Origin of the sequence: Rhizobium sp. NFR03 (assembly GCF_900111275.1) — a bacterium.
Lineage (GTDB): Bacteria > Pseudomonadota > Alphaproteobacteria > Rhizobiales > Rhizobiaceae > Ferranicluibacter.
In genome coordinates this window covers 50,928-69,711 of record NZ_FOGR01000002.1, presented here as the reverse complement: position 1 = coordinate 69,711, position 18,784 = coordinate 50,928, and the positions used below count along the sequence as shown (strand labels likewise).

At 63.0% G+C, this 18,784-nt stretch carries 20 protein-coding genes; 8 read left to right on the top strand and 12 right to left on the bottom strand.

The window, feature by feature from the left end; genetic code table 11:
* Window positions 1–131: 131 nt before the first annotated feature.
* Window positions 132–305, bottom strand: coding sequence for a Flp family type IVb pilin (locus tag BSG19_RS05545; protein ID WP_092985778.1), 174 nt, complete (start codon window positions 303–305; stop codon window positions 132–134).
* A gap of 301 nt (window positions 306–606) precedes the next feature.
* Here BSG19_RS05545 and BSG19_RS05540 point away from each other — a divergent pair, with 301 nt between their 5' ends.
* The 7 genes from BSG19_RS05540 to BSG19_RS05510 all read left to right on the top strand — a co-directional run bounded on the left by BSG19_RS05540 (window position 607) and on the right by BSG19_RS05510 (window position 5,994).
* The gene (locus BSG19_RS05540) at window positions 607–972 is read left to right on the top strand and encodes a pilus assembly protein N-terminal domain-containing protein (RefSeq protein ID WP_092987207.1); all 366 of its coding nucleotides are present in this window, start codon (window positions 607–609) and stop codon (window positions 970–972) included.
* Window positions 973–1,062: 90 nt separating this feature from the next.
* Window positions 1,063–1,665, top strand: a complete 603-nt coding sequence (locus tag BSG19_RS05535; RefSeq protein ID WP_092987205.1) for a TadE/TadG family type IV pilus assembly protein — start codon at window positions 1,063–1,065, stop codon at window positions 1,663–1,665.
* Window positions 1,666–1,680: 15 nt separating this feature from the next.
* Entirely contained in the window at window positions 1,681–2,277 is a 597-nt protein-coding gene (locus BSG19_RS05530; protein WP_092985776.1) for a TadE/TadG family type IV pilus assembly protein, read from the top strand.
* Window positions 2,278–2,421: 144 nt separating this feature from the next.
* Complete coding sequence (locus tag BSG19_RS05525) at window positions 2,422–3,639, top strand: phosphopentomutase (protein WP_092985774.1); 1,218 nt, start codon at window positions 2,422–2,424, stop codon at window positions 3,637–3,639.
* Entirely contained in the window at window positions 3,636–4,604 is a 969-nt protein-coding gene (locus tag BSG19_RS05520; protein ID WP_092985772.1) for an adenosine deaminase, read from the top strand. Before BSG19_RS05525 ends, BSG19_RS05520 begins: the two co-directional genes overlap by 4 nt.
* Before the next feature lie 115 nt (window positions 4,605–4,719).
* The gene (gene upp / locus BSG19_RS05515) at window positions 4,720–5,349 is read left to right on the top strand and encodes a uracil phosphoribosyltransferase (RefSeq protein ID WP_092985770.1); all 630 of its coding nucleotides are present in this window, start codon (window positions 4,720–4,722) and stop codon (window positions 5,347–5,349) included.
* Window positions 5,350–5,463: 114 nt separating this feature from the next.
* Window positions 5,464–5,994: a TIGR02281 family clan AA aspartic protease gene (locus tag BSG19_RS05510; RefSeq protein WP_092985768.1), complete on the top strand. Its 531-nt coding sequence runs from the start codon at window positions 5,464–5,466 to the stop codon at window positions 5,992–5,994.
* 2 nt (window positions 5,995–5,996) lie between these two features.
* Here the strand turns inward: BSG19_RS05510 and deoA are convergent, their stop codons facing one another.
* From deoA to BSG19_RS05480, 6 genes are all read right to left on the bottom strand, one after another.
* Complete coding sequence (gene deoA / locus BSG19_RS05505) at window positions 5,997–7,310, bottom strand: thymidine phosphorylase (protein WP_092985766.1); 1,314 nt, start codon at window positions 7,308–7,310, stop codon at window positions 5,997–5,999.
* Between the two features lie 4 nt (window positions 7,311–7,314).
* On the bottom strand, window positions 7,315–8,091 hold the full coding sequence (gene deoC / locus BSG19_RS05500) for a deoxyribose-phosphate aldolase (RefSeq protein WP_092985764.1): 777 nt from the start codon (window positions 8,089–8,091) through the stop codon (window positions 7,315–7,317).
* An 84-nt stretch (window positions 8,092–8,175) separates the two neighbouring features.
* Window positions 8,176–8,568: a cytidine deaminase gene (locus BSG19_RS05495; protein ID WP_092985762.1), complete on the bottom strand. Its 393-nt coding sequence runs from the start codon at window positions 8,566–8,568 to the stop codon at window positions 8,176–8,178.
* A 4-nt stretch (window positions 8,569–8,572) separates the two neighbouring features.
* Window positions 8,573–9,544: an ABC transporter permease gene (locus BSG19_RS05490; protein ID WP_092985760.1), complete on the bottom strand. Its 972-nt coding sequence runs from the start codon at window positions 9,542–9,544 to the stop codon at window positions 8,573–8,575.
* Window positions 9,545–9,547: 3 nt separating this feature from the next.
* Window positions 9,548–10,681 carry an ABC transporter permease gene (locus tag BSG19_RS05485; protein WP_092985758.1) on the bottom strand — a complete coding sequence of 378 codons (1,134 nt, stop codon included), beginning with the start codon at window positions 10,679–10,681 and terminating at the stop codon, window positions 9,548–9,550.
* Window positions 10,678–12,213, bottom strand: coding sequence for an ABC transporter ATP-binding protein (locus BSG19_RS05480; RefSeq protein ID WP_092985756.1), 1,536 nt, complete (start codon window positions 12,211–12,213; stop codon window positions 10,678–10,680). The genes BSG19_RS05485 and BSG19_RS05480 overlap by 4 nt, the downstream gene beginning before the upstream one ends.
* A 233-nt stretch (window positions 12,214–12,446) precedes the next feature.
* On the opposite strand from BSG19_RS05480, the gene BSG19_RS05475 reads away from it, so the two are divergent.
* Complete coding sequence (locus BSG19_RS05475) at window positions 12,447–12,656, top strand: SlyX family protein (RefSeq protein ID WP_092987204.1); 210 nt, start codon at window positions 12,447–12,449, stop codon at window positions 12,654–12,656.
* A 68-nt stretch (window positions 12,657–12,724) separates the two neighbouring features.
* Here the strand turns inward: BSG19_RS05475 and BSG19_RS05470 are convergent, their stop codons facing one another.
* From BSG19_RS05470 to BSG19_RS05445, 5 genes are all read right to left on the bottom strand, one after another.
* Window positions 12,725–13,717 carry a BMP family lipoprotein gene (locus BSG19_RS05470; RefSeq protein WP_092985754.1) on the bottom strand — a complete coding sequence of 331 codons (993 nt, stop codon included), beginning with the start codon at window positions 13,715–13,717 and terminating at the stop codon, window positions 12,725–12,727.
* A gap of 260 nt (window positions 13,718–13,977) precedes the next feature.
* Entirely contained in the window at window positions 13,978–16,170 is a 2,193-nt protein-coding gene (locus BSG19_RS05465) for a TonB-dependent siderophore receptor (RefSeq protein ID WP_092985752.1), read from the bottom strand.
* Window positions 16,171–16,398: 228 nt separating this feature from the next.
* Entirely contained in the window at window positions 16,399–17,298 is a 900-nt protein-coding gene (locus BSG19_RS05455) for a helix-turn-helix domain-containing protein (protein ID WP_092985748.1), read from the bottom strand.
* 139 nt (window positions 17,299–17,437) lie between these two features.
* Complete coding sequence (msrA, locus tag BSG19_RS05450; protein ID WP_092987203.1) at window positions 17,438–18,094, bottom strand: peptide-methionine (S)-S-oxide reductase MsrA; 657 nt, start codon at window positions 18,092–18,094, stop codon at window positions 17,438–17,440.
* 132 nt (window positions 18,095–18,226) lie between these two features.
* Complete coding sequence (locus tag BSG19_RS05445; RefSeq protein WP_092985746.1) at window positions 18,227–18,538, bottom strand: hypothetical protein; 312 nt, start codon at window positions 18,536–18,538, stop codon at window positions 18,227–18,229.
* Between the last annotated feature and the right edge of the window lie 246 nt (window positions 18,539–18,784).

The following is an 18,784-nucleotide window of genomic DNA, read 5'->3' as shown; positions in this document are numbered from 1 at the left end:
TAAACAAGTTACTTTAAAAAAGTACGAAGCCAAGGGCTTTAGCCGTTTAACGTAAAAGCGGCCGCCCCCTTCGGAGGCAGCCACTTGAGTTTCCATTGCAGAAGAGCGTATTCGAGATGCTCTGAACTTTCTCAGACCGGCTTTACGAGCTTGTCCCTGATGTTTGTAAAAGTTGTGTTGAGCTGAGTGCCGACAGCACTTGCTCCCAAAATGATGCCAAGCGCGATCAGCGATGCGATCAGGCCGTATTCGATGGCGGTAGCGCCGGACTCGTCTTTGAGAAAACGCGCGAAAACTGCGGTCATGTCATTTCTCCTGCTTCATTGTTTTGTGTTCAGCACTCCCTCCGACATGTCTCTGCCGGCCGGTTGCAATGAACCTACACAGCGCACGTTTCGATCGACTTAAGGAAGAGCATTACCAGAAGATGAAAGAAATTGAGCAAATGACGAGGATATAGCCCATGCCGGGGCTTTCCACCTTGCGGGCTTAACCCGCCATTTACCAAAACCACGGATGCTGCCTCATCGGCTTCACCGGATCCTGCACGTCATGGCCACTATCTCGTCTCCCCGCTTCCCCTTCGCTCACCTGCGCCTCGGAACGATGCTCGCGGCAGCGCTGTGCCTTGCAGGCACCATCGCCGGCCCGGCGATCGCGCAGGATGCCGCGCTGATGAACGTCTATCTCAACCATGCCCGGGTTCTCAAACTCGACCGCAGCGTCAGCCGGGTCATCATCGGCAGCGCCGAGATCGCCGATGCCACCGTCGCAGACGAACGAACCATCGTTCTCACCGGCAAGTCCGTGGGCACGACCAACATCGTCATTCTCGACGCGAACGACAATCCGATTGTCGACCAGCGCATCCTCGTCTCCACGGACGAAGGCAACACACTGCGCGTCTATCGCTCGACGGCACGTGCGATCCTCACCTGCACGCCAAGTTGCGAGGAGCATTCCAGGAAGTAGCCGTCGTCAGGCACATCCTTTCCATCCCACGTTACGAAGTCGAAACGCTTTCTCGGTACGTTGCCTTTCACGCGGAACATGGCGGGTATGATGGCGCTGACGAAACGGGACGACGGAGAGGATTGCGGGAAAGAACCGGCATGCAGGACGGTTGCCGGCAGATTTGCGCGCGATCGCAAAGGGGCTGCCGCCATCGAGTTCGCCATTCTGGTCATTCCCTTCCTGATGGTCATTTTCGCCTCGATCGAGACGTTCATCGCCTTTACCGGCGAACAGATCCTTGCCAATGCCACCCAGACGATGGCGCGCAAGATCCGCACCGGCCTCCTGCCGGTGAACATGACCCAGACAGAGTTTCGGGCCGCCTTCTGCAACGAACTCACCGCTATGGTGAGCTGCTCGGCGACCGAGGCAGACAAACCTTCCAAGCTCCTGATCGACGTGCGCAGCTATGCGCGCTTCAGCGATATTCCGATTGCCATTCCGCGCAAGGGCACAGACCTCGACGTCACCGGCTTCAGCTATACGCCCGGCGGACCGGGCTCCATCAATCTGATCCGGGCTTATTACCGCTGGACCGTCGTGACCGATCTCGTGCGCCCCTTCATCACCGGCCTGCGCCCGGCCGGCAGTTCCATGCCGAACGATTATCTGATGGCGACGACCGCAGCCTTCATGAACGAGAAATTCTGAGATGGGTATTCCGAGATGACCGGCACAGACCGCAGCACCTATCCGCGTTCAAGCCTCGTCCTGCGCATTCACCGCCTGTACCGCGATCGACGGGGAACGAGCGGTATCGAGTTCGCGCTCATCGCTCCGATCCTCCTGATGATCTATCTTGGCGCGTTCGAGCTGTCGGTCGGCTTCAACATGGCGCAAAAAGTATCGCAGGCAACGAGCACCGTCGCCGACATCCTCAGTCAGAAGGGGGAGGTCACTCCGACGGAACTCGACGGAATGAAGAATGTGGCGCTGAGCATCATGGCGCCTTTCTCCATCAGCAAGTACACGCTGAAGGTCTCGGGTATTCGCGTCACTGCGCCAGGGGTGGGGGTCGTCGAATGGTCGCGGGACGAAAAGGGCGGCACACCCTATGCCGTCAACGCGACCGTATCCGTTCCCGCCGACCTCACCGTTCTCAACACCTTCGTCGTCCGCTCGGAATTTACCGTTCCCTATGAACTCATGCTGTTCACACCGCCGGGCATGAAGGAGAATTCTCTGGAGGTCATAAACCTGTCGGAAAACTACTATTATCGCCAGCGCGTCGGCCTCGGAATCACCTGCGCCCTCTGCAGGTAAGCGCAGCCAGCCAAGGCGCTTCGGGCCCGGTTTGCAAAAACAGGCGTCGGGGCGTATTTCTTGCCCCAAACGGCCGGCCCCGGCTTGGGCATCAAACCCCGCTCGGGCATCAAATGCGGCTGATCTGTCAGGAGATTGCGGAACGTGCGGGCTTTTCTCTTCGTTCTGGATTCCCTCGGCATAGGCGGCGCGCCGGATGCCGCCGCCTTTGGCGATGAAGGCGCAGACACGCTCGGCCATATCGCCGAGTTCTGCGCAGCCGGTGCGGCCGACCGGGCGGGACTTCGCGCAGGACCGCTTACCCTTCCCAACATGGGCGCACGCGGGCTCTTTCACGCCGCCCGGTTGTCGAGCGGCGGCCTGCCCGTCGGCGTCGTCCTCCCCGAGACCATAAACGGTGTCTATGGCGCTGCCGAAGAGGTTTCTCGCGGCAAGGATACGCCGTCTGGCCACTGGGAAATCGCGGGAACGCCGGTTCGCTTCGACTGGGGGTACTTTCCCGATACCGGCGATGCCTTTCCGGAGGCGCTGGTCGACAGGATCTGCGCAGACGGCGGTGTTCCCGGCATTCTCGGCAATTGCCACGCCTCCGGCACCGACATCATCGCGCGGCTTGGCGAAGAGCATCTGCGGACAGGAAAGCCCATCTGCTACACGTCTTCGGACTCGGTCTTCCAGATCGCCGCGCATGAGGAGAGCTTCGGCCTCGAGCGCCTGCTTGAGCTTTGCCAGACCGTTCGTCGCCTTCTCGACCCGTACAATATCGGGCGGGTGATCGCGCGGCCCTTCACCGGGCGGACGGCGCGGGACTTCGTGCGCACCGGCAATCGACGCGACTACGCGGTGCTGCCGCCCGAGCCGACACTGCTCGACAGGCTGAGCGAGGCGGGCCGAACCGTGCACGCCATCGGCAAGATCGCCGATATCTTCGCGCATCAGGGCATCGGCCGCACCATCAAGGCAGACGGCAATGAAGCGCTGTTCGATGCCAGCCTGAGGGCCATCGCCGAGGCTGCGGATGGCGACCTCGTGTTCACGAATTTCGTCGATTTCGACATGCTCTACGGGCATCGCCGGGATGTGGCCGGCTATGCGGCTGCGCTGGAAGCCTTCGACCGCAGACTGCCGGAACTCGACGCCGTGCTTGTCCCGGGCGATATCGTTATTCTCACAGGCGACCATGGGTGCGACCCGACATGGCGGGGCACAGACCATACGCGCGAGCGCGTGCCCGTGCTGCTCTTCGGTCCTGATGTCGCAACCCGGCCGATCGGGATCATCAAGGGGTTTGCCGGGATCGGCGAGACGGTCGCGCGGCATCTCGGCATCGCGCCCGGCCCCCATGGAAGGAGCTTCCTGTGACCCTGCATCTCCAGAAAGCGGAACTGCACTGCCATATCGAGGGTGCGGCACCGCCTTCGCTTGCCCTTGCGCAGGCTGAAAAATATGGCGTCGATGTCTCCGGCCTCATTGCGGACGGGTCCTATGTCTGGACCGACTTCAGCGAATTCATCGTCTGCTACGACCGTGTCGCATCCCTGTTTCGCACGGAGGAGGATTATGCGGCACTTGCCGAGACCTACCTGACCGAACTGAGCGCAGCCGGCACCATATATAGCGAAATCATCGTATCGCCCGACCACGGCAACACGATCGGCTTGGGTGCCGATGCCTATCTCCGCGGGCTTGCCGCCGGCATCGAGGCGGCTCGTGCGAAAACCGGCATCGTCGGGCGGATGATCATCACCATCATCCGGCATCTCGGACCTGAAGCGGCCGAACGCACGGCTCTCTATGCCGTCCGGCGCGACCATCCGCTCGTGACCGGCTTCAACCTTGCGGGCGAGGAGCGGATGTTTAGGGTCGCAGATTTCGCGCGCGCCTACGACATCGCCCGCGACGCAGGGCTCGGCCTCACCATCCATGCAGGCGAGATGGCGGGAGCCGACAGCGTGCGCGATGCGCTCGATATCGTAAGACCCTCGCGCATCAGCCATGGCGTGCGCGCCATCGAGGACGCCGATCTCGTGCGCCGGATCGCCGCGGAAGGCGTCGTGCTGGAGACCTGCCCCGGCTCCAACATCGCGCTCGGCGTCTTCCCCGGCTTCCATGCCCATCCGCTGCGGGCGCTGCGCGATGCCGGATGCCGCGTCACGCTCAATGCGGACGATCCACCGTTCTTCCACACATCGCTTGCACAGGAATACGATATCGCCTCGCAAGTCATGGGGTTCGAGGATGCGGAGATCGACGCTATGACCCGCACGGCCATCGAGGCCGCCTTCGTGGACGAAGATACGCGCGCGAGGCTGCTTTCCCGGCTCTGACGATCCGCGAGACATCGTGCGATGGGTTGGGGACGGCGTGGCGTCGCACTTGCGGCGGCCGGGCTTTCCGTGGAAAAAGGAGGGGTCCCATCCGTCGCGGCAAGAGGCTTACAGCATGACCAGCGTTACCGTCATCGACCATCCGCTCGTCCAGCACAAGCTGACGATCATGCGCAAGAAGGAAACCTCGACCGCAGGATTCCGCAGGCTCCTGCGCGAGATTTCCACGCTGCTCTGCTACGAGGTGACGCGCGATCTTGAATTGACGATGGAAACCATCGACACGCCGATGCAGCAGATCCAGGCACCGGTGCTCGAAGGCAAGAAGCTGGTGTTCGCCTCGATCCTGCGGGCCGGCAACGGACTTCTCGAAGGCATGCTGGAGCTGGTGCCGTCCGCGCGCGTCTCGCATGTCGGCGTCTACCGCGACCATGAGACGCTGGAAGCTGTCGAATATTACTTCAAGGCGCCGGAAAACATGGCGGAGCGTCTCGTGATCGTCGTCGATCCGATGCTCGCGACCGGCAATTCCTCGATTGCCGCGATCGACAAACTGAAGGAGCGCGGCGCCGTGAACCTGCGTTTCCTCTGCCTGCTGGCCGCCCCCGAGGGCATCGCCAATTTCCACGCCGTTCATCCCGACGTGCCGATCTTTACCGCCGCGATCGACAGCCACCTCAACGAGAAGGGCTATATCATGCCCGGTCTTGGGGACGCCGGCGACCGGATGTACGGGACGAAATAAGATTCGTTAACCCTTAAGCGCAAGGGACGGGGCAGGCCGCGCCGTGTTTGCGTCTTCTTAAAGACGCTGCACGATAGAAGGGGACGAACGTCCTTTCGCTGCGGAGTTGCGGGCATGATAAGCCGCGTGCTGATGATCGCGGGCCTTGCCGGTGTCTGCGCCTATACCCTTCCCAACCTGACCGGCCGGTATCTCGACCGGGCAACCACACCGCAAGCGGCTCTGTCGGAAAAGACGGTTGCCGCCCAACCCGCGGTGCCGGTTGCCGCCGGTGCCCGCGAGGTGGTGCTGCCCGCCGGACCGAGCGGGCATTTCGTTACGGATCTCGACGTGAACGGCCGCAGCGTTCGCGGTTTGATCGATACGGGCGCGAGTGTCGTCGCGATCAACGAGAGCACCGCGCGACGGATCGGCCTATCGCTCGCGACGCTCGACTACGCCATCTCCGTTTCCACCGCGAACGGCCTGGCGAAGGCGGCTCCGGTGACCTTGAAGCGGATCAAGGTCGGCAGCATCGCCATCGACAATGTACAGGCGATGGTGCTGCCGGATACGGCCCTTTCCGAGACGCTGGTGGGCATGAGCTTTCTTAACCGGCTATCGTCCTTTGCAGTGGAAGACGGCGCCTTGAGGCTCAGACGGTAACGTCAGGCGGTCAGGCGCGACAGGATGATGGGACGCGTTGCGGGAGCAGCATTCTCGATCGTATAGGCTGCCAGAAAGGCCGATATGGCTTCGTCGGCAGCAGTCTCGTCTGCGGCATGGACGCGGGCAAGCATTTGTCCCGCTGTCACAGCCGTGCCAAGCGGCAGGATGTCGGAGAAGCCGACGCTGTGATCGATCGCCTGATCGGCGCGGGTCCGTCCACCGCCAAGCCCGATGACCGCCATCCCCAAGGCGCGGGCATCGCAGGTGGCGAGACTGCCGGCGCGCTCCGCGGTGACCGGCCGGATAACCGGCGCGGCTGGCAAATAGTCTTCCGGGCGCTCTACGAAATCGACCGGTCCACCCAGCGCCGAGACCATCCGGCCGAAAATATCGAGTGCGATCCCGCTTTCCAGCGCCCGCCGCGCGGCATCCTGGCTTTCGACAGGCCCCGAGGTGACGCCGGCAACCAGCAGCATTTCGGAGGCAAGCGCCATGACGACCTGCTCGAGCCGCGTACCCTGCTTTTCGCCACGCAGGAAGGCGAGGCAATTGAGGATTTCCAGCGCATTCCCGACAGCATCGGCGAGCGGTTCGTTCATGTCCGTGATGAGAGCCGTCGTGCGCAGCCCTGCCCCATTGGCAACGTCTACCAGCGAACGCGCCAGAATCTCCGCTTCCGTCACGGAGGCCATGAACGCACCACTGCCGACCTTGACGTCGAGCACGAGAGAGCCGAGGCCCGCCGCGAGCTTCTTCGACAGGATGGAGGCCGTGATCAGGGGCACGGAGTCCACGGTCGCGGTGATGTCGCGGATCGCGTAGAGCCGTCGGTCGGCAGGTGCCAAATCCGCCGTTTGCCCGATGATGGCGCAGCCGACGCTTTCCACGACACGACCCAAGGTCTCCGCGGACGGCGCGATATGGTAGCCGGGAATGGATTCGAGCTTGTCGAGGGTGCCGCCGGTATGCCCGAGGCCACGACCCGAGATCATGGGGACGACGAGGCCGCAGGCCGCAAGGATCGGCGCGAGCATGAGGGAGACGTTGTCGCCGACGCCACCGGTCGAGTGCTTGTCGGCCACCGGACGTCCGAGCGCGTGATAATCGAGCACCCTGCCGCTGTCGCGCATGGCGACCGTCAGCGCCACCGTCTCGGCGCTGGTCATCCCGGAAAACCATGTCGCCATGGCAAAGGCCGCAACCTGCGCATCTGCAACAGAGCCATCGGCCATACCGGCGACGAAGTCGGCGATCTCGGATGGTTCGAGGGCGACACGGTCGCGCTTGCGGCGGATGATCTCCTGCGGGATCATCGCCTCAATACGCCGCTGGCGTGGCGAGGGACTCACGTCCCTCGATGACGGAGAGGATATCGCCGAGCAGGCCTGACGCCCCGAAGCGGAAGGTGGAGGGCATCAGCCAGTCGGGACCGTGAATGGTTGCCGCCAGCGTCAGGTAGAGCCGGGCGTCCGCCACGGTCCTGACGCCGCCGGCCGGCTTGAAGCCCACCCGGCGGCCGCTTTCGCGAATGGCCGTCAGCATGATATCGGCCGCTTCCAGCGTCGCGTTGACGGTGACCTTGCCGGTGGACGTCTTGATGAAGTCTGCGCCGTGCTGGATGGCGAGATGGGACGCGTTGCGGATCAAGCCGCGCTCCTTCAGCTCTCCCGTTTCCAGAATGGTCTTGAGAACCACGGCTTCCCCACAGGTCGTGCGAACGGCGTGGATCATGTCCCGCACCGCCTGCTCGTCACCGGTCATCAGGGCGCGATAGGGAATGACGAGGTCGATTTCGTCGGCGCCATCGGCGATCGCGCTCGTGGTTTCGGCAACGACCTCATCGATGCTTTGTTCGCCAGAAGGAAAATTGACGACGGTTGCGATGCGCACCGGGCTTGAAGCGCCGAGAATGCCGCGGGCCCGCCCCACGAAGCGCGGCCAGATGCAGATGGCGGCAACAGGGCCATGCGGCGTGCGCGCCCGTGCACACAGCGCCTCGATGGCTTCGGGTGTGCAGTCTTCGCTCAGATCGGTCAGGTCGAGCAGGGACAGCGCGAGAGAGGCGAGCTGCCGGTTGCTGGCTTCCAGTGTCATAGGTGCCTCCCTTGGGCGGGTTCGGTCCTGATGCGGTAGAGGTTTTGGCGCCGTTTGGCAAAGCCAATCGCGGGGTTACCGCGATCAGCCGATCGTGTCGGTGGCGAAGGAATGCGGCAGGAGGTCCGACAGCATTACCGTCTTCTTCACCCCGGTCTCGTCGCAGAGATAGATCGGCGTGCCGGCTTCCGCGAACTCCGAGAGGCGCTGCCGGCAGCCGCCGCAGGGCGGGCAAAGCGGCAGCTTCTCGGCGATGACGGCGACTTCGAGGATCTTCCGGGCACCGCCCATGATCATGTGGCTGATCGCCGTGGTCTCGGCACACCAGCCTTCGGGAAAGGACAGGTTCTCGATATTGGCGCCGGCATAGATCGTGCCGTCTTCCGCGCGGATGGCCGCACCCACGGGAAACTTGGAATAGGGCGCATGCGCGAGCGCCATGGCTTTGCGTGCGGCTTCGAAGAGATCGGTCGCCATAGAATCAGCGCTCCTTGACGTAGGGCACCCCGCCGGCCTTGGGCGGCACGGCCTTGCCGATGAAGCCGGCAAGAAGGATGACAGTGAGAATATAGGGCAGCGCCTGCATGAGCTGGACCGGGACCTGCCCGATCAGCGGCAGCGGATTGCCCTGCAGGCGAATGGCGAAGGCATCGAGGAACCCGAAGAGCAGGCAGGCGAGCATGACATTGAGCGGCTTCCACTTGGCAAAGATGAGAGCGGCAAGCGCGATATAGCCCTTGCCCGCCGTCATGCCCTTCACAAAGCCCGCCGTCATGGCGAGCGACAGATAGGCGCCGCCGAGACCGGCGAGAATGCCGCAGCAGATGACGGCCCGGTACCGCATCCAGACAACCGATATACCGGCCGTGTCCACAGCGCCGGGGTTTTCGCCGACTGCCCGCAGGCGCAGGCCGAAGCGGGTGCGATAGAGGATCCACCAGGTGATCGGCACCATGGCGAAGGCGAGGTAGGTGAGGAAGAAGTGGCCGGAGATCAGGTCCGCATAGATCGGCCCGATGACCGGCACCGGCCGGATCTCTTCGGCGAAGGGGAAGGTGATGGTGCCAAAGCGCGCATCGCCGCTCAATGCCGGGGTACGCCCGCCCTGGCGGAACCAGGCTTCGCCGAGAATGACGGTGGAGCCGAAGACGACGAAGTTGATCGCCACGCCCGAGACGATCTGGCTGCCGCGCTGGGTGATCGAGGCATAGCCGTGCACCAGCGAGAGCAGGACCGAGATGAGGATGGCGGCAAACAGCCCCGCCCAGACCGACCCGCTGACGGCCGCGACCGCGCCGGCCGCAAAGGCGGCGCCCAGCATCTTGCCCTCGAGCCCAATGTCGAAGACGCCGGCCCGCTCGGTGAAGAGGCCACCGAGCGCTGCGAAGATCAGCGGCACGGAAACGCGGATGGTCGATTCCAGAACCGTCACCAGCATGTGAAAGACATCCATGGATCAGGCTCCCTTGGTGGCAGCGGCTGCCGACCCGCGGCTTGCGGCAGATGCGAAGATGCGGCTAATCGCCGGGCGGAACATGTTTTCGAGCGCACCGGCGAACAGGATGACGAGGCCCTGGATGATGACGATCATGTCTCGCGAGATGGTCGGCATTTCGAAGGAAATCTCGGCGCCGCCCTGGTAGAGCATGCCGAAAAGGATGGCAGCCGGGATGATGCCCACCGGATGCGAGCGACCCATGAGGGCGACCGCGATGCCGACGAAACCGGCTCCCTGCACGAAATCCAGCTGCATGCGGAATTGCTCGCCCATGATCGGGTTCAGCGCCATCATGCCGCAGAGCGCGCCCGAGATCATCATCGCGATGATGGTGATGCGGGCGTCCTTGATGCCGGCATAGCGGGCGGCCGACGGGCTGTGACCCATGACGCGCATCTCGTAGCCGAGGCGCGTGCGCCAGATGAGCAGCCAGCAGCCGAAGGCGGCCAGCAGCGCCAGGAGGAACGAGACGTTGAACGGGGCATTGCCGATGTCGAGCCCGAAGATGCCGAGCAGCCAGTCGAGCTTCGGCAACTGCCCGCCGGCCTCGAAGGTCCGCGTCTGCGGCGCCATGGAGCCGAGGGGCTTCAGGACGCGGGTTAGCAGATAGACCATCAGGCTCGAGGCGATGAAGTTGAACATGATGGTGGTGATGACGATGTGGCTGCCGCGCTTGGCCTGCAGCCAGCCCGGCAGGAACGCCCACATCGCGCCAAAGGCCGCCGAGCCGAGAATGGCCAGCGGGAAGACCACGTACCAGGGCATGAGGCGGTCGAGCCAGAGGCAGACGAGCGCGACGCCGATGCCGCCGACATAGGCCTGCCCCTCGCCGCCGATGTTGAAGAGGCCGGCATGCGAGGCGACCGCGACCGCAAGGCCGGTGAAGATGAAGGTCGTGGCGTAGTAGAGCGTGAAGCCGATATATTCACCGCGACCGAAGGCGCCATTGATCAGGTGATAGGCAGCCTCCAGCGGGCTCTCGCCGACGAGCAACACGACGAGACCGGCCATGAGGAAGGCGACGACGAGATTGATGAGCGGGATGAGACCGTATTCGGCCCAGCCGGGCAACTTGGCGTAAGGGTTGCTCACTGAGCGGCCTCCATGCGGTTTTCGACGCCGGCCATCAACAGGCCGAGATCGCCCTCGTCGGCATCGGCGTCACGCTCGCCGACGACGCGCCCGGCAAACATCACGAGAATCCGGTCCGACAAGGCGCGGATCTCATCGAGCTCGACCGAAACCAGGAGAACGGCCTTGCCCTGATCGCGCATCTCGATGATCCGCTTGTGAATGAATTCGATAGCGCCGACATCGACGCCGCGGGTGGGCTGCCCGATGATCAGGACGTCGGGATTGCGCTCCATCTCGCGCGCCAGCACGATCTTCTGCTGGTTGCCGCCGGAAAAATTCGCCGTCTTCAGGCGCGGGTTCGGCGGGCGAATGTCGTATCGGGCGATATTCGCCTCGGCATCGGCCCGCATGGCGGCGATATCGAGGAGGGGGCCCTTCTTGTAGGCGGGATCGCGGTGGTAGCCGAGGATGGCGTTTTCGCTTTCCTCGAATTTGAGCACGAGGCCGACGTGATGGCGATCTTCCGGCACGTGGGCGAGGCCGCGCGTGCGCAGGTCCGCCGGATCGGCAAGGCCGGTGACATCGACTTTGGAACCGTTGAGATCGACCGTACCGCCGGCCGCACGGCGGATGCCGGCGATGGCTTCGAGAAGCTCGGATTGTCCGTTGCCCGCGACGCCGGCGATACCGACGATCTCGCCAGCCCGGATATCGAACGAAACGTCGTCGACCATGGTGACGCCCCTGGTATCGCGAACCGTGAGGTTGCGCACCGAAAGCTTGACGTCACCGGGGCGGGCCTCGCCCTTTTCGACGCGGAGAAGCACGCGGCGCCCCACCATCAGCTCGGCAAGTTCCTCGACCGAGGTCTTGTCCGTCTCGCGCGTCGCGACCATCTCGCCACGGCGCATGACGGAGACCTCGTCGGTGACCGCCATGATCTCGCGCAGCTTGTGGGTGATGAGGATGATCGTCTTGCCCTGGTTCTTCAGCTGCTCAAGAATACGGAACAGGTGATCGGCTTCCGGCGGGGTCAGAACGCCGGTCGGCTCATCGAGAATGAGAATATCGGCCTTGCGGTACAAGGCCTTGAGAATTTCGACGCGCTGCTGCAACCCGACCGGAAGTTCCTGGATGAGGGCATCGGGATTGACCTCCAGCGCGTATTCCCTCTCCAGCCGCTTCAGCTCGACGCGGGCCCTGGAGATCGAGGCGTTCAGCACAGGACTGTCTTCGGCACCGAGCATGACGTTTTCGAGTACGGTGAAGTTGTCGACCAGCATGAAGTGCTGGTGCACCATGCCGATGCCGCTTGCGATCGCGGCATTCGGGTCCTTGATCGTCAGCACCTTGCCGTCGATGAGTATCTCGCCGTGATCGGCCTGGTAAAAGCCGTAGAGGATCGACATCAGGGTCGATTTACCGGCGCCGTTCTCGCCGATGATCCCGTGGATCGTTCCCTTCTTGACGACGAGGTCGATGTGTTTGTTGGCGTGGACAGGGCCGAAGCTCTTGTCGATGCCCCGAAGCTCAATCGCGATATCGCTCATGGCAGCCGCATCCCGTTCCCGGCACCCGTTGTCGGCAGACCTTGCCGCCGGGTGCTTGCTTGATTGTCCGACCGCCCGCTTCGAGAAAAGCGGAAAGCCTGAGGCTAACATCGATCACGGCGATCGACAGCGCTAAATCAGCGGATCGGCTGTTTCGCGTTTGACCTTCCGCCGGGCGAACCCTCTATAACGACGGCACACGATCCGCCAGTGACAAAGAGAGGATGACGATCATGACAAGCGACGAGACACGGATGACGGCCATCGAGGAAACGATCGCCCATCAGGCCCGCGTGATCGAGGACCTGTCGCAGCAGCTTGCCGACCAATGGAAGATCATGGACCAGGTTCGCACGAAGCTCGACCGCCTGACCGAGCGGTTTCTGACGCTGGAGGAGACCTCGCTGGAGGCCCCCTCCATCACCCGACCGCCGCATTATTGAGACGCGGCAAGGCGACGAGGTGCCGCCGGCCGGACAGGCCGACAGCCCTTGCCGCCTCACGGACCGTCTCAGTAAGCGCAGGTTTCGTCGCTCATATAGTCGTGGACCTTCAGCGTGCCGGCAATGATGTCGGCCTTGGCCTTGTCGACTGCGGCCTTCATCTCGGGCGTGATCAGCGCCTTGTTGTTGTCGTCGAGAGCATAGCCGACGCCGTCTTCCTTGAGGCCGAGATCGGAGACGCCAAATTTGAACGTGTCGTTCTTGGCGCTCATGAAGCTGTCGTAGACGGCGACATCGACGCGCTTGAGCATCGAGGTCAGAACCTTGCCGGGATGCATGCCGTTCTGGTTGGAATCCACGCCGATCCCGAGCTTGCCGGCATCTGCCGCCGTCTGGAGGATGCCGACACCCGTGCCGCCGGCTGCGTGATAGACGACATCCGATCCCTGGTCGAACTGCGACTTGGCGATCTCGCCACCCTTGACCGGATCGTTCCAGGCATCCGGCGTCGTGCCGGTATAGGCTTCCAGCACCTTGACGTCGGCACCGGTGGACTTCGCCCCGCCGATATAGCCGCAGGCGAACTTGTGGATCAGCGGAACGTCCATGCCGCCGATGAAGGACACGGTCTTCGACTTGGAGGCGAGGCCCGCGAGAATGCCGACGAGATAGGAGCCTTCCTGTTCCTTGAAGACGATCGATTTCACGTTCGGCTTGTCCACGACCAGGTCGATGATGGCGAACTTGGTATCGGGGTATTCGGCCGCAACCTTTTCGAGAGCTCCGGCCCAGTTGAACCCGGCCATGACGATCGGATTGTTGCCGTCACCCGCAAAGCGGCGGAGCGCCTGCTCGCGCTGGCTGTCATTGGCGATTTCGAACTCGCGATAGGCGATGCCGGTTTCGGCCTTGAATTTCTCCGCGCCGTTGAAGGAGGATTCGTTGAAGGACTTATCGAATTTACCACCGAGGTCGTAGATGACCGCGGGCTTGATGTCGGCAGCCAGCGCCGTGGCCGACATCATCGAGAAAGCAAAAAGACCGAGGAGGGTTTTCTTCATTGTGCAGCCCTGTTTGTTACCATGTGTTTTCTGGGTCCTCCCGCACGCTTCTCTTGTTTCGGAAGCATGTCTGCGGAACCGGCCGCGCTGGATGGCGGGCTTGGTCGAGATATATCCTTGCACGGGCTTTGGAAAAATACACCAAAAATTTTACAACTGGTAAAACTTTCATCCCCCTTCCACAGACGGCAGAACCGCGGCGATCCAGGTCAGGATGCGCCGCGGTTCGCGTCGTTGACGGCTGATACCAAGGGAGGAGATCAGAAAGCCTTGCTGAGCTTCAGCGTGATCGTGCGTCCGGCGCCATAGCCGCAGGTGGAAACGCCCTGGCAGCTCTTCACATAGTCCTTGTCGAAGAGGTTGGCGACGTTGAGGGCTGCTCCCCAGCCTTGCTTCTCGTAGCGAATGGCAGCATCGGCGAGCAGCGCATCCGGGACCTCGCGGGTGTTCTCGTTGTCCGCGAACGACGTGCCCTGATAGCGCAAGCCTCCGCCGATGCTCATCCCTTCCAGCGCGCCTTCGGTCAGCGCATAATCGACCCAGACGGCCGCTTGGCTCTTTGGCACGAGGTATGGGCGGTTGCCGACGAGAGCCGGATTGAGATCCTCGGTGATTTCGAGATCCGTATAGGAATAGGAACCGAGCAGCGACCAGTGCGCGTCGAGATTGACCTTGGCTTCCAGCTCGATGCCGGTGGAGGTTACCTCGCCCAGCTGCTCCTGCAGGAAGTCGGGCCGCGTCAGCGCCACGTTCTCCTTGACGATCTGGAAGACCGACACGGTGAAGAGACCGTCGATGGCGGTCGGCACGTATTTCAGCCCGGCCTCGAACTGGTGACCTTCCTCCGGCTTGAGGGCACCACCGAGATAGGACGTGCCGACCAGCGGGTTGAAGAACGTGGCGGCGCTGACATAGGGCGTCATGCCGTTGTCGAACTCGTAGGCGAGGCCCGCCCGACCGCTGAGCGCGCTGTCATTGTCGCGATAGCTCGTGCCGATGCGCGCCTCGGACTGCGTATCCACATAGTCGTAGCGGCCGTTGAGCGTGACGAGGAAGCCATCGCCGAAGCGCATCTGGTCCTGCGCGTAGAGGCCGACCTGCTGCAGGGTCAGAACCTGATCGAGATAGACACCGCTGAGGCCCGGCTGCGGCAGGCCGTAGACGGGATCGACCGGATCGATCGGCGTGGCCGCCGCCGGGAAGGCTGGCACGGCCTGAACCTGATCGAGCCGGTAGTGCTTGTAGTCGAGGCCGGCGAGCAGGTTGTGCTCGACCGGTCCGGTATCGAGCTTGATCTCGGCGCGGTTGTCGACGGCGAAGCTGTCCACGCGGGTCGTGTGTTCGAAGCCGACGCGATAGAGATCGTAGTAGTTCGGCGCCGCCGGGTCGGTCGTGTTGACGTAGCCGAAGGGGTAGAACAGCACTTCGTGCTTGTCGAGATGGCTGTAGCGCAGGTTCTGCGAGAGCTTCAACCCGTTGTCGAACGTATGCTCGACCTCATAGCCGATCATCTGCTGGTCGTAGCGGCCGGTGTCGAGATCGGGCTCCGAGAAGAAGCCGTCACGGTCGATCTTGCCGAAAGGCGCGTCCACCACGGTGCCCTCATAGGGCAGGAAGCCGTTGCCGGTGTGGCGCTGGTCGAGGCCAGAGAGCGTGGCGTAGACCGTCAGGCTGGTCGCATCGTCCGGCTGGTAGCGGATCTGCGGCATGAGGAACCCCCTGATGTCGTTGGCGTAGTCGCTCTCCTGCTCGCCACCGCCTACCTTGCCGGTGACGCGATAGGTCACGGCATCGCTGACCTTCTGGTTGACGTCGAAACCGAGGAACGCATTGCCAAAATTGTTGATGCCGACCTCGACCTCGCGAACGGCCTCGTCCTGCGGGCGCTTGCGGATGAGATCGACGATGCCGCCGGGTGTGGCGCCGCCATAGAGCACGGAGGCCGGGCCTTTCAGCACATCGACGCGCTCCAGCATATAGGCATCCGTCTGGAAGCCGCCGAAGCCATAGGCATAGAGATTGAGGCCGTCGAGAAAGACGCCGGACTGCGTTGCGTCGAAACCGCGAATGTAGAACCAGTCCGTATCCGGATCGGAGCCGAAGGGCTCCGTGGTGACGCCGGCGGTATAGCGCAGCGCTTCGTCGATCTTGGTAACGACGCCACGGTCATCCAGCTCCTTGCGGCCGATGACGGAGACGGACTGGGGAACGGCCGTCACCGGCAGCGCCGACTTGGAGCCCGCCGTCGTATCGCGGGCGACATAGCCCTCGACCGGGCCGGTCGCCGTTTCCGCCGTCGCCTGCCCGCCACGCACGACGATGGCGTCGAGCTGCGTCGGCTGCTGGGTCTGCGCCTGCTGGGCAAGCGCCGCGGATGCGCCGGCTGAAACGGCGATGGCCGCGGCTCCGGCGAGCCAAACCGCCTTGCGGCTCATCTTGATTGTCCCCGTCATGTCGTCACCCCGTCTCGCCATCCGGCAGAACGGCCCTGACACCTGTTCCATCCGGCACTGCCGCCCCATGAAGATGAGGCGATTTATCATGTTTCGCATAGCTCAAATGCAGGAGATCGGATTGATCCGTTTTGCGGATTTTGAACGATTCAGAGGCGATGTTCTCGATGGCGTCATCGACAGTGAGACTGCGGCAAATCCGCCACGCGACCGTAAGGCATTCCGCAGTCAGCGGCTGCGCAGCCACCGGCCCGGCGTGGTGCCCGACATCTTGCGGAAAGCCCGGGTAAAATGGGCCTGATCGGCAAAACCGGTCACGGCCGCGACCTCGCTGAGGCTTGCCTTGCGGGCAGACAGCAGGGACTTCGCGTGCTCGATGCGCGCCTGCATCTGCCACTGGTGCGGCGGCATGCCGGTCGAGGCCTTGAAGGCCTGGCTGAAATGCGACTGGGAGAGGCCGGTAAGCCCGGCAAGCTCCTCCAGCCGGATACCGCGCAAGCAATGCGCCTCGATGAACTCGGTCACCCGGCGCAGCTGCCAGGGCGCCAGAGCCCCGCGCAAGCGCCGGCTGGACGGGGGAACACGCATCAGGGCGATGAACAGGCCGAGCGCGAGGCCATCGCCATAGAGGTCATGCAAGGGATCGGGATCGGCGCATTCCGCTGCCAGAAGGTCGGCCACCGCGATCAGGCGCGGATCGTCAAACATCAGCCGCGGCTGTTCGAGAACGAGGGGATCGAGCTCGCTGCCCAAGCGCTGGCCGAGTGCGGATATATCGAAATGCAGATCGAGATGGCGGATCGCGCTGATGCCCTGAAGCTCGGCGCGAAGCTCCATGCCGGCGGGAATGTAGGACAGGCGACGGCAGGGAGACCCCGGCACCCCGCGCTCGCTTTTTGACGACGCGCCTGCCGATATCGAGGCCATGGAAAGGTGCCGCGCGGGATCTCCGAGCGTCTCGAGCACCACGAAGAGCCGCGGCGCATCGGCGACATAAAGACCGCCGGCCAGCCGCGCGCACTGCACATCCCAGACGTCGGCAACCACGCCATTATAGGCACGCCTGTTCCACGTTCCGATCAGGTCGAAACCGGAAATCCTGTTGTTCATCCTCGGCTGGAAGGTCATCGGCGCTGTTGCGGCGTCCCGGCGGTTAAAACATGAAAGAGAGGGTCATGTATTACCCGGAAACGACCGTGGAAGCAATGGCAAGGGATGGCAGGCATGTTCTGCCATCCCTTTGAGATACGGTCTTAAGACGCGAGTGTCAGAGAGCAGGCACCGGGCAACTCACGCCGGTTCCCCGCAGGCCGCAATAGCCGTTAGGATTTTTGGCCAGATATTGCTGGTGCTCGGGCTCGGCGAAGTAGAACGTACCGGCCAGCGCGATCTCCGTGGTAATCGGCTCGCGGTGACCCGCCTTTTTCAACTGCGCCTGATAGGCATCCCGTGCGGTCTTGGCCTCCGCAAGCTGCGCCTCGTCGTTGACATAGATGGCGGACCTGTAGGTCGTGCCGACATCGTTGCCCTGGCGCATGCCCTGCGTCGGGTCATGCTCCTCGAAGAAGACCTTGAGGATCTCGCCGAAGGAGACGACCTTCGGATCGTAGACGACCAGAACGACCTCCGTATGGCCGGTCAGCCCCGTTGTCGTTTCCTGATAGGTCGGGTTCTTCGTGTAGCCGCCGGCATAGCCGACCGCCGTGACATGGACGCCCGGCAACTGCCACATCAGGCGCTCGGCGCCCCAGAAGCAGCCCATGCCGAGAAGCACGGTCTTCATGCCCTCAGGATACGGCCCCTTGAGCGGCTGCCGGTTAACGGCATGGTGGGTGGATGTGGGCAAGGGCGCCTCGCGCCCGGGAAGCGCATTCTGCGGCTCGGGCATGGTGGTTTTCTTGCTGAAAAGCTCGGTCAGAAACATGGCATTCGTCTCCATTCCAGAATGGGTTGTTCATACGATCGAAAATTTGCGGCGCCTGAGCCCGAAGACGCAATTTTCCCCGAGGCTTGCCGGCCTGCGGACTTCAAGAACCCTGCGACCTCAAGAATGAGGTCAGGTCAGCCGACGCCTGTGCGCCGGGCGATATCCGGCCATCCAGAACAACAGCGCCGCGATCAAAAAGACCGCAAAGGCCGGCTGCTGCAGAAACCAGCGAACGACCGGCTGCAGCATTGCCACATTGCCGTCCGGCCGCTCCAGCGCCTCGATCAGTTCCAGGCCGGACGGACTGATCGACGCGACCGCGATCCCGAGCGGCGTCATGACCACGGCTGTCTCCGACACCGAACGCACCGCATCCACCGTTCCTGCAAGAATCGCGACGATCAGGGCGAGAACGCTCGCGAGCCTGAAGAGAATTGCCATTATCGCCTCCGCTCCGCTCGCCTGTGCTCTTGCCCGCTGTCCGTCTCGCAATGCCCGTGACGACACCGCTTCGACCGGCTATCCCGTATCGCGTGGTCGCAAGCGGAAGACGACCGTCCTTCGCGATCACCCGGCGTCTCTCGTCGCACTTTGCCGCGTGTTCCGATGATAAGATAGGTTCTTGCCGCCCAAGCGCAATGGCACCCTGACGCAAGCACCTGCGACCCGTTGTGGAAACGCTTCCCG

Coding starts and splice junctions, on each gene's coding strand:
- BSG19_RS05455 (WP_092985748.1), bottom strand. CDS start 17,298: ATGACCTTCCAGCCGAGGATGAACAACAGGATTTCCGGTTTCGACCTG.
- deoC (WP_092985764.1), bottom strand. CDS start 8,091: ATGACACTGGAAGCCAGCAACCGGCAGCTCGCCTCTCTCGCGCTGTCC.
- BSG19_RS05545 (WP_092985778.1), bottom strand. CDS start 305: ATGACCGCAGTTTTCGCGCGTTTTCTCAAAGACGAGTCCGGCGCTACC.
- BSG19_RS05540 (WP_092987207.1), top strand. CDS start 607: ATGCTCGCGGCAGCGCTGTGCCTTGCAGGCACCATCGCCGGCCCGGCG.
- BSG19_RS05495 (WP_092985762.1), bottom strand. CDS start 8,568: ATGGCGACCGATCTCTTCGAAGCCGCACGCAAAGCCATGGCGCTCGCG.
- BSG19_RS05490 (WP_092985760.1), bottom strand. CDS start 9,544: ATGGATGTCTTTCACATGCTGGTGACGGTTCTGGAATCGACCATCCGC.
- BSG19_RS05510 (WP_092985768.1), top strand. CDS start 5,464: ATGATAAGCCGCGTGCTGATGATCGCGGGCCTTGCCGGTGTCTGCGCC.
- BSG19_RS05535 (WP_092987205.1), top strand. CDS start 1,063: ATGGCGCTGACGAAACGGGACGACGGAGAGGATTGCGGGAAAGAACCG.
- BSG19_RS05475 (WP_092987204.1), top strand. CDS start 12,447: ATGACAAGCGACGAGACACGGATGACGGCCATCGAGGAAACGATCGCC.
- msrA (WP_092987203.1), bottom strand. CDS start 18,094: ATGTTTCTGACCGAGCTTTTCAGCAAGAAAACCACCATGCCCGAGCCG.
- BSG19_RS05445 (WP_092985746.1), bottom strand. CDS start 18,538: ATGGCAATTCTCTTCAGGCTCGCGAGCGTTCTCGCCCTGATCGTCGCG.
- BSG19_RS05530 (WP_092985776.1), top strand. CDS start 1,681: ATGACCGGCACAGACCGCAGCACCTATCCGCGTTCAAGCCTCGTCCTG.
- deoA (WP_092985766.1), bottom strand. CDS start 7,310: ATGATCCCGCAGGAGATCATCCGCCGCAAGCGCGACCGTGTCGCCCTC.
- BSG19_RS05480 (WP_092985756.1), bottom strand. CDS start 12,213: ATGAGCGATATCGCGATTGAGCTTCGGGGCATCGACAAGAGCTTCGGC.
- upp (WP_092985770.1), top strand. CDS start 4,720: ATGACCAGCGTTACCGTCATCGACCATCCGCTCGTCCAGCACAAGCTG.
- BSG19_RS05465 (WP_092985752.1), bottom strand. CDS start 16,170: ATGACGGGGACAATCAAGATGAGCCGCAAGGCGGTTTGGCTCGCCGGA.
- BSG19_RS05470 (WP_092985754.1), bottom strand. CDS start 13,717: ATGAAGAAAACCCTCCTCGGTCTTTTTGCTTTCTCGATGATGTCGGCC.